The organism is Marinobacterium sedimentorum (assembly GCF_024267675.1).
Taxonomy (GTDB): Bacteria; Pseudomonadota; Gammaproteobacteria; order Pseudomonadales; family Balneatricaceae; genus Marinobacterium_A; species Marinobacterium_A sedimentorum.
The window spans coordinates 105894-118390 of the sequence record NZ_JALDYX010000002.1; the positions used below are offsets into that span (position 1 = coordinate 105894).

A 12497-nucleotide genomic window follows, 5' to 3' on the forward strand; every position below is an offset into this window, starting at 1 on the left:
CAGGGGAGAGTGCCCGGGCCTGGCCCGGGCACTCAGTCTTATTGGGTCGGTGCGGGCGTGTTCAGCGCCAGGTAGTTGTCGATCCCCTCGATCCGGTCTTCCGGATGGTGGTTCACATAAACCACTGCGGTTTCACTGCCGGCGCAGATCTTCTCGATCAGGGCCAGCACCAGCTGGCGGTTCATGTCGTCCAGCCCCAGGCAGGGCTCGTCCAGAATCAGCAGCGGTGGGTGCTTCACCATGGCGCGGGCGATCAGCAGCAGGCGCTGGTCGCCGTAGGACAGCTTGTTGAACGGCTGGTCGGCCCGGTGGCTCATGCCCAGCAGTGCCAGCCACTGATCGGCAATCTGGCGCTGGCGGTCGCTGTACTTGCTGTACAGGCCGATGCTGTCGTAAAAACCGGAGATAATGACATTGCGCAGGCTGGTACCCACCCGGTATTCCCACTGCAGCGCACTGGAGACATAGCCGATAAACTGCTTGATCTGCCAGATGCTCTCGCCGCTGCCGCGCTGGAAGCCGAACACAAAGATATCGTTGACGTAGCACTGGGGGTGGTCGCCGGTAATCAGCGACAGCAGCCCGGTCTTGCCGCTGCCGTTGGGGCCACTGAGCTGCCAGTGCTGGTTGGGGTTTATGGTCCAGTCAAGATCGCTGAACAGCGCCTTGTCATCGTACTTGATGCCCACGTCCTTGAGACGCACCAGCGGCTGCTGTGGGTCCAGCGCCGGGATGGCGGTTTCAGGGTCCGCGGGCGGCACCGCCAGCTGGGTGGTCTTGAGGTGCAGCAGCTGGTAGAGCTCGGCATAGGCCCTGGGGTCATCACGCTTCACCTGCAGCTGCAGCTCGCCCTGGTTAACGTAGGCGATGTCGGTGATGAAGTCGGGGAATTCATCAAAGCGGTTCAGCACCAGCACCATGGGGACTGTCTCGATCAGCGTGGCCAGATACTGCTGCAGCATCGCCAGGGTGTCGGCATCCAGGCCATCGAAGGGTTCGTCCAGCACCAGCAGGTCGGGCTTGCTGGCGAGCGCCCGAATCAGCATGACCTTGCGCGATTCCCCGGTGGAAAGCTTTCGGAAGGCGCGATCCAGCAGGTACTCAAGCTTGAAGCGGGCCACCAGGTCACGGGCGGTCGCGGGATCAGCGCAATCCTTGAACAGCATTTCATGCACCGGGGTGCCTTCGGAGATGACATCGAGGATATCGGCGTCATCCTTTTTGCGTTCGGCCTCGATCAGCTCGGCCTGGGCCTCGAAAGATACCACGCCGACCCGCGCCGGCAGGCCACTGAGGCTGCCCGAGACCAGCTCACCGGCGCCTGCCAGCACGGCGGCCAGGGCGGACTTGCCGGCGCCGTTGGTGCCGGTAATGACCCAGTGCTGATCGGGTTCAATCTGCCAGTTGATGTTGTTTAGCTGAAAGCGCTCATCAAACTGAATCGTAAGCGCTTCCAGGCGAATAGGGCGGCGAGTAGTCATGGGAGAGAATCCAGCCAGGGTTGTTTGTCAGACGCCTTTGAAGGGCGTCTTCAAAAAGCAGTTTAAAAAATCGCGTTCAAAAAAAAGCCGGGACGCTGGTCCCGGCTTTCATCAGTGCGCGATGCCTGCGGCGTACCCCAGGCAGTGCTCACTCAAGAAGATTTATACGATCTTCTTCATGTCGGCCATGTGACCGCGCAGTACAGCGCCGATCGCTTCAACCGGGTGGCTGCGCAGGGCTGTGTTCACTTCGATCAGACGTGCGTTGTCGACGCCGTTGTCGTCAACCGGCAGACCGCGACCGATAACGTCGGACTTGATGCCCTTCATGAAGTCGGCCAGCAGCGGCAGGCAGGCGTGGTTGTACAGGTAGCAGCCGTACTCGGCGGTATCGGAGATCGTTGCATTCATCTCGTACAGTTTCTTGCGCGCGATGGTGTTGGCGATCAGCGGTGTTTCATGCAGCGACTCGTAGTAAGCGGAGTCGGCAACGATGCCGGCAGCGGTCATGGTTTCGAAGGCCAGCTCAACACCCGCCTTGACCATGGCAACCATCAGGATGCCGTGGTCGAAGTATTCCTGTTCGGAGATTTCAACATCGCCGGCCGGCGTCTTTTCAAACGCGGTTTCGGCGGTTTCAGCGCGCCATCCCAGCAGGTTTTTGTCGTCGTTGGCCCAGTCTTCCATCATGGTGCGGGAGAAGGTGCCGTCGATGATGTCGTCCTGGTGCTTGTTGTACAGCGGACGCATGATGACTTTCAGCTCTTCGGACAGATCAAACGCCTTGATCTTGGCCGGGTTGGACAGGCGGTCCAGCATGTTGGTCACGCCGCCGTATTTCAGCGCTTCGGTCACTGTTTCCCAGCCGAACTGGATCAGCTTGGAGGCGTAACCTGCGTCAATGCCTTCTTCGATCATCTTGTCGAAGCACAGCAGGGAGCCGGTCTGCAGCATGCCGCAGAGGATGGTCTGCTCGCCCATCAGGTCGGATTTCACTTCGGCGATGAAGGAAGACATCAGCACGCCAGCCTTGTGGCCACCGGTGCCAACGGCGTATGCCTTGGCCAGCGCCAGACCTTCACCCTTGGGATCGTTGTCTTCGTGAACGGCGATCAGCGTCGGTACACCGAAGCCACGCACGTATTCGGCGCGCACTTCAGAACCCGGGCACTTGGGAGCAACCATGATGACGGTCAGGTCTTCACGGATTTTCATGCCTTCTTCAACGATGTTGAAACCGTGGGAGTAAGACAGGCAGGCGCCTTCTTTCATTAGCGGCATAACCGCGTTTACCACGGAGGTGTGCTGCTTGTCAGGCGTCAGGTTCAGGACGATATCAGCAGTGGGAACCAGCTCTTCGTAAGTACCGACGGTGAAGCCGTTCTCGGAAGCGTTTTTCCAGGACTGGCGCTTCTCGGTGATGGCCGCCTGACGCAGGGCGTAGGATACATCCAGGCCGCTGTCGCGCAGGTTCAGACCCTGGTTCAGGCCCTGGGCGCCACAACCGATGATGACCATTTTCTTGCCTTTCAGAGCGGAAACGCCGTCTGAAAACTCGGAAATGTCCATGAAACGGCACTTGGCCAGTTGCTCGAGCTGCTCACGCAGGGGCAGGGTGTTGAAATAATTGTTTGGCATATTGAAATTCCCGTTTATGTAAGCAGCTGCCAGCGCAGCTAAAACAACGTATTAAGCCAGGCTTGCGTAAACAAAGCGCTGTGCAGCCCATTTAATCTGGCGGGGTATTATACCCCCAGACGCTGCATGAAGCTCTGCACGGCCTGAAATTCTAGTGGGGCTACTGTAGCGAAGATGTGTTCTTTCGTAAATCGATATAAACGCAACACCATGTGCCATATTTTGCAACATGGGATATGATCAGCGGTATGGACATACGCAACCTGAAACACTTTCTCGCCCTGGCCGACAGCCTCCACTTTGGCCGCGCCAGCGCTGCCTGCCATATCAGCCTGTCGGCCCTGTCGCGCAATATCCGCCAGCTGGAGGACGAACTCGGTGTCATGCTGTTCCGGCGCGATAACCGCACTGTGGCCCTTACCGACGAGGGGCAGAAATTCCAGCAATATGCCCGCGAGGCGATTTCGCAGTGGAACCTGATTCGCAATGCACTGGCGGGCGGGGCCGATCAGCTGCACGGTGAAATCAGCCTGTACTGCTCGGTAACCGCCGTGTACAGCATTCTGTTCGACCTGCTGAACCGCTTTCGCCACGACTACCCGGATATCGAGCTCAAGCTGCACACCGGCGATCCGGAACACGCCATCGCCAGGGTCGTCGCCGGCGAAGAGGATATCAGCATCGCCGCCCAGCCCCGTTCCCTGCCACGGGGCCTGGTATGCAAGCCCATCACCGTATCGCCGCTGCGCTTTATCGCACCGCTGGAACAGAGCGACCCGGATGTGCCCCTGACTCCGCCGGCCTCGGCGGCGCACTGGGCCAAGGTGCCCATGATACTGGCGGAGGGCGGCATCGCCCGCAAACGCATCGATGCCTGGTTTCACAAGATGGATGTCAACCCACGCATCTACGCCCAGGTGGCGGGCAACGAGGCCATCGCCAGCATGGTCAGCCTTGGTCTCGGCATAGGCGTAGTGCCCGAAATCGTGCTCAACAACAGCCCCATGGCGAACCGCATCCGCATACTGGACGTGCAGCCGGAACTCGAGCCCTACGACATAGGCCTGTTTGCGCTGAAGAAAAACCTCAATAACCCGCTGGTGAACGCGTTTTGGTCACTGATTCCAGAACAGTGATTCAAGGGGCGAGGGGCGAGGGGCAAGGAAAAGCGGCGCTGACAGGGTTTGTTGAACCGACGCATAGCTAAATCCCCACCACAGGGATATCAGAACGATTCTTGTTACCCCCTTATGAGTAGAAAATTGCTCCTGCATTTTCTAACTACCGGCCATCCATGGCCATAAGCCGGCGACCACTGGGGTCATTTGGCGAATTGGCCCGAAGGGGCGTAACAGGGACTGTTGCGCCTGCGATGAGGTACATGGATGTACCTTCAGCGCAGCCCGACGAATGATCTCAGAGCGCAGCGAAAAGGCTTCTTCGGGGGCGCCTTTCTTTGGTTACTTTCTTTGCGCGTGCAAAGAAAGTGACACGACCAAGAGGTCGTAACAGGGAACATCAGAAGGTCACTGTATCTGATTGTAATACTGGACTTTTCGAAGGATCTATATCCACCTTAATCACCTAAAAATCCAGCAAAGTGTCACCCAGGTCATTGAACTCAACTGTTACCTATGTAGTTGAATTTCTTTAACTCCAGCATCCCGCTAAACGGTGCGGTTCGCTACGCTCATCAGCACCCTACGCAGCCTTGCGGAGCATTGCCGTGTATGGCGGAAGATTGCCGTACCCGATCCCCATCTCACCCCTGCTTGCGATAACTGCTTGGCGACACCCCGGTCCAGTGCCGAAATGCCCGGGTAAACGCCGAGGGCTCCGAAAACCCCAGTTCCCTGGCGATACCCGATACCGGCAGGCTCGGCTGACTCAGCAGGTGAATGGCGGTGTCGCGGCGCAGACCGTCCTTTATATCCTGAAAGTGGGTGCCCTCGTCGGTGAGCTTGCGCCTCAGGGTGCGAGTGGTCATGTGCAGCGCTGTGGCGGTGTCGTCCATGCTGGTGCTGGCCAGGCTGTCGGCGCGCTCGAGGTGATCCAGCACGCGGCGGGTATAGATGGGGTAGAAGGCCTGGCGACTGAACCAGTCCAGCGGGGCGCGCTTCATGTAGCTGCGCAGGTTGGCAACCGTCTGCACAATGGGGGCATCGAGCTGGTCGCGACTGAACTCGAAGCCATTGAAAGACTGTTCGTAGGCCACTGGCGCCGGGAACATCAGGCGGTATTCGGCGGCGTGGCGCGGGCGTGCATGAGTAAAGCACATGCGGCTCAGTTCCACCCGCCGGCCAATCATCCAGCCGGGGAAACGGTGCCAGATCAGCAGCAGGAATTCGCACAGGCTGTGTTCGGTGTCCAGACTCGGGTCACTCAGGCGCAGGCTCAGGCGGGCGCGGTCATCCCATTCCTCGAAGCGAAACTCCACCGCCTCGGACACCAGATTGTAAAAGTGACAGCTGCGCCGCATGACCGACCGCAGCGTTGTGCCGTACAGCGCCTGGCGGGCCATCAGCGGGAATATGCCAAAGCGGCAGGGGCGGGTGCCCAGGCACAGAAATTCATCGTCCGCGGTCTGCCAGAGTTGCTGCACCAGGGTGCTGAGCTGATGGGGCGTGATGCGTACCTGGGGATTGTCGAGCAGGCCCCGGTGCAGGCCCGCCCGCTGCAGAATCGCGTCGCAGTTGTGGCCATGGCGTTCCAGCCCTGCAATAAAGGTGCGGGCATAGTGGACCGAGATGGAATGGCGCGGTGAACTCATGGGCCTGTCCGTATTGGCTATGCTGATCACGGATTATGCCGCAACGGGGCAGGTCAGGGTAAGGTGGCTGTCCGGATATGTTAATTATACGGCTGGGTTTGTCATTGTCGTGCCCCACAAGCTGATCCAGACTGACGGGCTGCTGTATGTGCTGTTGGGAAGCTGCGACTTTGGCCCGGCGACTGGCGCCCAGGCCGAACCATCACCGCCGCCCCGGCTCAGGGTAACGGCAACGACTGAATTGAAGGATGCGAACATGATGTATGAAGGACAGGCCATCAGCCTGCAGATTGTAGAGCCCGGCATCGCCGAGCTGGTATTCGATGTGCAGGGCGCATCGGTCAACTCCCTCACCAGTGCGGTTTTCGAGGAACTGCAGGCGGCGGTGCAGCAGTTGCGTGCAGCCCAGGGTATAGATGGCCTGCTGCTGCGCAGTGCCAAGTCCAACTTTATCGTCGGTGCCGACATTCCTGAACTGGCGCGTCGCTCCAAGCAGGGGCCAGAGGAACTGGCGCCCTGGATGGCCGGCGTGCACGCACTGCTGTGTGAAATTGAAAGCCTGCCACTGGTGTCGGTGGCGGCGGTCAATGGTCTGGCGCTGGGGGGCGGCTTTGAAATGGCGCTGTCGGCGGATTTTCGCGTGCTGGCCAGCGATGGCAAGGTAGGGTTCCCGGAAGTCCATCTTGGGCTCTTTCCGGGCTGGGGTGGCACGGTACGCCTGAGCCGTCTGATCGGTGCCGAGGTTGCGTTGTCCTGGATGCTCAGCGGGCGCCCGCAGGGCGCTGAGGCGGCGTTGAAACAGGGCGCGGTGGATGCCGTGGCCGAGCCCGATGCGCTGCACGCCAGCGCGCTGGCGCTGTTGCGCCAGAAGATCGCAGAGGGGTGCGACCTGCACCTTGTCCGGCAGCGCAAGCAGGCGCCGCTGGTAGCCAGCGATACCCTGCACAAACAGCTGGCAGCGCTGGACACACAGCTCGGCGAAAAGCTCGATCCCAACTATCCGGCCGCACCCAGCTTACTGGCGCTGGTACTGCGTGATATCACGCTGGAGTTCAAGGCGGCGCTAGCGGCGGAGCAGCAGGGCTTTATTGAGCTGCTGAAAAGCGATTCGGCCCAGGCCCTGGTTGGCCTCTTCCTTAACGATCAGTTGCTCAAGCGCAAGGCCAAAAATGCCCTCAAGCAGGCGGGGCAGGTCAAGCAGGCGGCGGTGATTGGTGCCGGCATCATGGGCGGCGGCGTGGCCTATCAGTCCGCCAGCAGCGGTACGCCGGTGCTGATGAAGGATATTCAGCCCCAGGCGCTGGAGCTGGGCACGGCAACGGCGGCCAAGCTGCTGGACCGGCAGATCCAGAAAGGCCGGCTGGATGAGGCGGGCAAAAACCGGGTGCTGCAGGCCATAAGCCCGACGCTTGAATACCAGGGCTTCGATCAGGTGGATCTGGTGGTGGAGGCGGTGGTGGAAAATGCCGCCATCAAGGCCAGCGTGCTGGCTGACGTGGAATCCAGGCTGCGCGATGATGCCGTGCTGACCTCCAACACCTCGACCATTTCCATCAGCTCACTGGCCGAATCGCTGCAGCGCCCGGCGCAGTTCTGCGGCATGCACTTCTTTAACCCGGTGCACCTGATGCCGCTGGTGGAGGTGATCCGGGGCCGCGACACCAGCCCCCAGACCCTGGCCACCACCGTCGCCTATGCCCAGGCGATGGGCAAGAGCCCCATCGTCGTCAATGATTGCCCGGGCTTTTTGGTGAATCGCATCCTGTTTCCCTATTTCAACGGCTTTAACCGCCTGCTGCTTGACGGCGTGGATTTCGAGCGCATCGACGGGGTGATGGAGGCCTTTGGCTGGCCTATGGGCCCGGCCTACCTGATGGACGTGATTGGTCTGGATACCTGCGTGCATGCCGACAAGGTGATGATCGAAGGTTTCCCCGAGCGCATGGGTCACGATGGCGTCTGCATCGCCGAGCAACTGCTGGAGGCCGATAGTCTGGGGCAGAAGAATGGCCGTGGCTTCTATGAATACGGCGTGGATGACAAGGGTCGCCGTACCCGGGTGGCGGCGACCAGGGCACAGCAGCTGATAGACGCGGCCAAGGGGCCTGCACTGGCGCTGACTGACCAGGACATTCTGGATCGCATGATGATTCCGCTGTGCATGGAGGCGGTGCGCTGTCTGGAAGATGGTATCGCCGACTCCGCCGCCGAGGTGGATATGGGCCTTATCCTGGGGCTGGGCTTCCCGCGTTTTCGCGGTGGCGCGCTGCGCTATATCGACAGCCTGGGGGCGGCGGATTTCTGCCAGCGGGTCGAGCGGCATGCTGCCAGTGGTGCGCTTTACCAGGTGACTGAAGGATTGAAAGCGCGCGTGCTTGGCGGTGAAACCTTCTTTTAAGCATCTGCCATCACTTGTGTAGGCGCTTCCAAGCCCGCTGTCCGGTTTCTCGGGCCGCGGGCTTGGCTTTATCTGGCAGCACCTGTCTGCATTTGTAATTACCCCGGTAGCTCCCTACAATGCGCTCCTGCTTCTGGTACCCAAGGGTTTGTGACCCTGGGTTTAATCGGGAAGCCGGTGCGCCAGGCGACGGGGTTTGATCCCCTTCGCGGCAATGCCGGCACTGCCCCCGCAACGGTAAACGACGTATACCCTTTTGGCGCCCTGGTGCCTGGAGGCTGCGCGAAACAGCAACACGCCACTGTGTTCATACACGGGAAGGCGCTGTTTCAGGATGCATCTGCATTCTGTCGTGAGTCCGGAGACCGGCCAAAAGCAATTTGTCGGCATAGCGGAGGGCTTTGCAGCGGCACGCAGGCGCTCAGGTTTTGCAGCGCGCAGCGTTCTCGTTTTTATCCTTCCGCGTGACCTCTCTCTTTGTTGATTGCCGTGCGGGTGAGCACGGGAAGGATCTGTGTTTAATGAAGTCTTATGCTTTTCCGGCAGCCCTGCTGCTGAGCTCCTCCGTGGTACTGGCTGACCAGGCCAGTACCCTGAATCCGGTGATCGTCACCGCGACCCGTACTGCCGAAACCGCCGATGAAACCCTGGCCGCGGTCACCGTTATCAGTCGTGACGACATCGAGCGCAGCCAGGCGACAATGCTGCCGGAAATTCTGCGCCGCGTGCCCGGTCTTTCGGTGGTCAGCAATGGCGGCCTTGGCCAGTCCTCGTCGGTGTTCCTGCGTGGCACCAACTCCGACCATGTGCTGGTACTGATCGATGGCATCAAGGTGGGCTCGGCAACACTTGGCACCTATGCCTTTCAGGACATGCCGTTGTCACAGGTTGAGCGTATTGAAGTGGTGCGCGGGCCTCGCTCCAGCCTCTATGGTTCCGAAGCCATTGGCGGTGTTATACAGATCTTTACCCGCAAGGGCACAGCTACGGGCGAGGTCAAGCCGCGTTTCAGCGTCTCCGTTGGCAGCCATAATAGTCACCAGGCCGATGCGGGCCTTTCCGGCGGTGATGCCGATGGCTGGTTCAACCTGGGGCTGAGCGCGTTAAATACCGACGGCATTGACGTTAAGAATGATGGCGAGAGCGACAAGGACGGCTATAGCAACCGCGCTCTATCGCTGCGCGTCGGGCGCGAGTTTGGCGACAGCTCTGAAGTCGAACTGCACTGGCTGCGCGCTGATGGTGAAGCGGAATTTGACGGCAGTTTCCAGAACGAGAGCGAGTCGCGCCAGCAGGTGCTGGGGGCGCGGCTGTCCACGGCGCTGACCGACAACTGGCAGTCCAGCCTGCAGCTTGGGCGCAGCTGGGATGATAGTGACAACTTCCTCGATGGCGTATTCAGCAGCCGCTTTGATACGGTGCGCGACAATGTCTCCTGGCAGAACGACATCGCTGTTGGTGTGGCCGATCTGCTGACCCTGGGGCTGGATTACCAGAAGGATAAGGTCTTCAGTAACACCGACTTTGACGTGACCGAGCAAGACAACAGGGGTGCCTTTGCCCAGTATCAGACGTCCCTGGGCCGACATGACCTGATCGCCAGTCTGCGCACTGATGACAACCAGCAGTTCGGTCGCCACAACACCGGCAGCCTGGCCTGGGGCTATGCCCTGGCCAATGATCTGCGCCTGAACGCTAGCTACGGTACGGCCTTCAAGGCACCGAGCTTTAACGAACTCTATTATCCTGGCTACGGCAATGCGGATCTGGGCCCTGAAGAGTCCCGCTCGCTGGAGGTCGGTCTGTCTGGCCCTCTGGGGAATGGTCGCTGGGCGGTGAATGTCTATGATACCCGCATCGACGATCTGATCGCCTATGACGCCTCGATCTTTGGTCCGGCCAATATCCAGAATGCCCGTATTCGCGGTATTGAAACCGTGCTGACCCAGTCTCTGGGGGCCTGGCTGTTCAGCGGCAACCTGACGCTGCTGGAGCCTGAAGACAAGGATAGCGGTAACGACCTGCCGCGCCGGGCCCGCGAAGCCCTGCAGCTGGATCTGGATCGCCAGATCGGCGCTCTGAGTCTGGGTGCCAGCCTGCATCTCGAGAGCTCGCGTTACGACAACCTGGCCAACAGCCGCAAGCTCGATGGCTACAGCACGCTGGATCTGCGCGCCAGCTATGCCCTGGCGGCTGACTGGTCGGTACAGGCGCGGATGGCCAACCTGTTTGACGACCAGTACCAGACTGCGGCGGATTACAACGAGGACGGCCGTACTGTCTTCGTTACGCTGGCCTACCAGCCCTGATCAGGACATAGACAATGCTGCAACTCAGCTCCCGTGCCCAGCTTGTGCTGGGCCTGGTGCTGGCGCTGATGATGGCTGCTTCCCGCGGCCATCATTTTGCCAGCCTGGAAAATCTGCCCAGCGCCTCCTGGGCCCTGTTTTTTATCGCCGGTTTTTACCTCAGATCCACATGGGCCTTTGCCGGCCTGATGGCCGAAGCCGTGCTGCTGGACTTTATCGCCGTGGGCTTTCAGGGTGCCATTGACCTGTGCATCACGGTGTCCTATCCCATGCTGCTGCCGGCTTACGGTGCGCTCTGGATGGGCGGTCAGTGGCTGGCGACGCGCTACCGTGCGCACTGGTCCATGCTGGGGCCCTTGCTGCTGTCGGTATTGCTGGCCTCCAGCCTCTGTCAGCTGATTTCCAGCGGCAGCTACTATTACTTCTCGGGGCGCTTTGCCGACCCGAACCTGGCGGAGTTTGCCCAGCGCATGCTGTATTACGGGCCGCTGAGCCTGGAATCCATGGCGTTTTATATCGCCCTGACGACCCTGCTGCACGGGGCCTGGTTGTCGGCTGCAAAACTGCGGCATAGCCAGCAGACGGAGATCTTATGAGCGATTCAACATCGGCAGAACCCGAAGCATCGGCTGAACAGGCCGCTGCACAGGCGGGGAAGGAGCAGCGCCATCAAAAGCGCATGCAGCGCAAAAAGGATGTGGTGGACGCCGCCATCGCCCGCGCCGACAAGGTGCGCGGCATAGTGCTGGTGCTGACCGGCAACGGCAAGGGCAAGAGCAGCTCGGCCTTTGGCATGGTGGCACGCGCCCTGGGCCACGGTCAGCGCGTGGGCGTGGTGCAGTTTATCAAGGGGGCCTTCAGCACCGGCGAAGAGGCCTTCTTTCGCACACTGCCGGGGGTGAGTTACCACGTCATGGGCGAGGGCTTCACCTGGGAAACCCAGAACCGCGAGCGGGATGTCGCGGCGGCCATGGCGGCCTTTGATATCGCCCGCGGCCTGATGTCCGATCCCGCCATTCACATGGTGGTGCTGGATGAGCTCAATATCGCCCTCAAGTACGGCTATGTGCCACTGCAGGCGGTGATTGACGCCGCCCAGGCGCGGCCAGCGCATCAGAACCTGATCATCACCGGGCGCGGTGCGCCGGCCGAACTGATCGAGCTGGCCGATACCGTCACCGAAATGGGTGATCTAAAGCACGCCTTTCGTGCCGGCATCAAGGCCCAGCCCGGTATCGAACTTTGAAGCAGCCATGACCCACCCCGATCAGGCCTTCAGTGACGCCGAGCGTGCTGCGGTCTATCGCGCCATTCGAGAGCGGCGTGACATGCGGCATTTTGTACCCGGTGCTGTGAGGTGCTGGCGCGTTTGCTGGAGGCGGCACACTGCGCGCCCAGCGTCGGCCTGATGCAGCCCTGGCGCTTTATCCGTATCTGCGATACAACGCTGCGCACGGCCATTGCCGCGCTGGTGGAGCAGGAACGCTGCAATACGGCCCGGGCGCTGAGGGAACGGGAAGAGGAATTCATGCGCCTCAAGGTGGAAGGCGTGCGCGAATGCGGCGAGTTGCTGGTGGTTGCATTGGCGGACAAGCGCGAAGCTCATGTATTCGGCCGCCGTACCCTGCCGGAAATGGACCTGGCCTCGGTGTCCTGCGCCATCCAGAACCTCTGGCTGGCGGCCCGTGCCGAAGGACTCGGCATGGGCTGGGTATCGCTGTTCGACCCCGTCGCCCTGGCGGATCTGCTGGGCATGCCGGCGGGCAGTCAGCCTGTCGCCGTGCTCTGTCTGGGCCAGGTTGAAGCCTTTTACCCCAGGCCCATGCTGCAGGACAGTGGCTGGGCTGAACCCCGGCCGCTGTGCGATCTGCTGTTCACCGATGGCTGGGGCGCGACCTAAT

9 protein-coding genes and 1 riboswitch are annotated in these 12497 nt (G+C 60.7%); of the genes, 6 read left to right on the plus strand and 3 right to left on the minus strand.

The features are described from left to right. Window positions 1-38: 38 nt before the first annotated feature. Together modF and ilvC are read right to left on the minus strand one after the other, a co-directional pair. Window positions 39-1481 (minus strand): molybdate ABC transporter ATP-binding protein ModF, encoded by a 1443-nt coding sequence (modF, locus tag MRS74_RS02890; RefSeq protein WP_254578765.1) that lies wholly within the window; start codon window positions 1479-1481, stop codon window positions 39-41. A 162-nt stretch (window positions 1482-1643) separates the two neighbouring features. Then, window positions 1644-3119: a ketol-acid reductoisomerase gene (ilvC, locus tag MRS74_RS02895; protein WP_254578766.1), complete on the minus strand. Its 1476-nt coding sequence runs from the start codon at window positions 3117-3119 to the stop codon at window positions 1644-1646. 248 nt (window positions 3120-3367) lie between these two features. Here ilvC and ilvY point away from each other — a divergent pair, with 248 nt between their 5' ends. Beyond that, a complete protein-coding gene (gene ilvY / locus MRS74_RS02900; protein ID WP_254578767.1) occupies window positions 3368-4255 on the plus strand; it encodes an HTH-type transcriptional activator IlvY in 888 nt (295 codons plus the stop codon). Window positions 4256-4881: 626 nt separating this feature from the next. Here ilvY and MRS74_RS02905 read toward each other — a convergent pair. Then, entirely contained in the window at window positions 4882-5889 is a 1008-nt protein-coding gene (locus tag MRS74_RS02905; protein ID WP_254578768.1) for an AraC family transcriptional regulator, read from the minus strand. A 256-nt stretch (window positions 5890-6145) separates the two neighbouring features. On the opposite strand from MRS74_RS02905, the gene fadB reads away from it, so the two are divergent. From fadB to bluB, 5 genes are all read left to right on the plus strand, one after another. Continuing rightward, window positions 6146-8287 carry a fatty acid oxidation complex subunit alpha FadB gene (gene fadB / locus MRS74_RS02910; RefSeq protein ID WP_254578769.1) on the plus strand — a complete coding sequence of 714 codons (2142 nt, stop codon included), beginning with the start codon at window positions 6146-6148 and terminating at the stop codon, window positions 8285-8287. Window positions 8288-8404: 117 nt separating this feature from the next. Then, window positions 8405-8675, plus strand: a riboswitch (cobalamin riboswitch). Window positions 8676-8808: 133 nt separating this feature from the next. After that, on the plus strand, window positions 8809-10596 hold the full coding sequence (gene btuB / locus MRS74_RS02915) for a TonB-dependent vitamin B12 receptor (RefSeq protein WP_254578770.1): 1788 nt from the start codon (window positions 8809-8811) through the stop codon (window positions 10594-10596). A 14-nt stretch (window positions 10597-10610) separates the two neighbouring features. After that, entirely contained in the window at window positions 10611-11192 is a 582-nt protein-coding gene (locus MRS74_RS02920; RefSeq protein ID WP_254578771.1) for a hypothetical protein, read from the plus strand. Then, window positions 11189-11842, plus strand: coding sequence for a cob(I)yrinic acid a,c-diamide adenosyltransferase (gene cobO, locus MRS74_RS02925; protein ID WP_256557760.1), 654 nt, complete (start codon window positions 11189-11191; stop codon window positions 11840-11842). Before MRS74_RS02920 ends, cobO begins: the two co-directional genes overlap by 4 nt. A 111-nt stretch (window positions 11843-11953) precedes the next feature. Beyond that, window positions 11954-12496 carry a 5,6-dimethylbenzimidazole synthase gene (gene bluB / locus MRS74_RS02930; RefSeq protein WP_254578772.1) on the plus strand — a complete coding sequence of 181 codons (543 nt, stop codon included), beginning with the start codon at window positions 11954-11956 and terminating at the stop codon, window positions 12494-12496. Window position 12497: the final 1 nt, after the last annotated feature.

What these genes read in the sequence shown, in the direction of transcription:
- modF (WP_254578765.1), bottom strand. Translation starts at nt 1,481, where the DNA reads ATGACTACTCGCCGCCCTATTCGCCTGGAAGCGCTTACGATTCAGTTT.
- ilvC (WP_254578766.1), bottom strand. Translation starts at nt 3,119, where the DNA reads ATGCCAAACAATTATTTCAACACCCTGCCCCTGCGTGAGCAGCTCGAG.
- ilvY (WP_254578767.1), top strand. Translation starts at nt 3,368, where the DNA reads ATGGACATACGCAACCTGAAACACTTTCTCGCCCTGGCCGACAGCCTC.
- MRS74_RS02905 (WP_254578768.1), bottom strand. Translation starts at nt 5,889, where the DNA reads ATGAGTTCACCGCGCCATTCCATCTCGGTCCACTATGCCCGCACCTTT.
- fadB (WP_254578769.1), top strand. Translation starts at nt 6,146, where the DNA reads ATGATGTATGAAGGACAGGCCATCAGCCTGCAGATTGTAGAGCCCGGC.
- btuB (WP_254578770.1), top strand. Translation starts at nt 8,809, where the DNA reads ATGAAGTCTTATGCTTTTCCGGCAGCCCTGCTGCTGAGCTCCTCCGTG.
- MRS74_RS02920 (WP_254578771.1), top strand. Translation starts at nt 10,611, where the DNA reads ATGCTGCAACTCAGCTCCCGTGCCCAGCTTGTGCTGGGCCTGGTGCTG.
- cobO (WP_256557760.1), top strand. Translation starts at nt 11,189, where the DNA reads ATGAGCGATTCAACATCGGCAGAACCCGAAGCATCGGCTGAACAGGCC.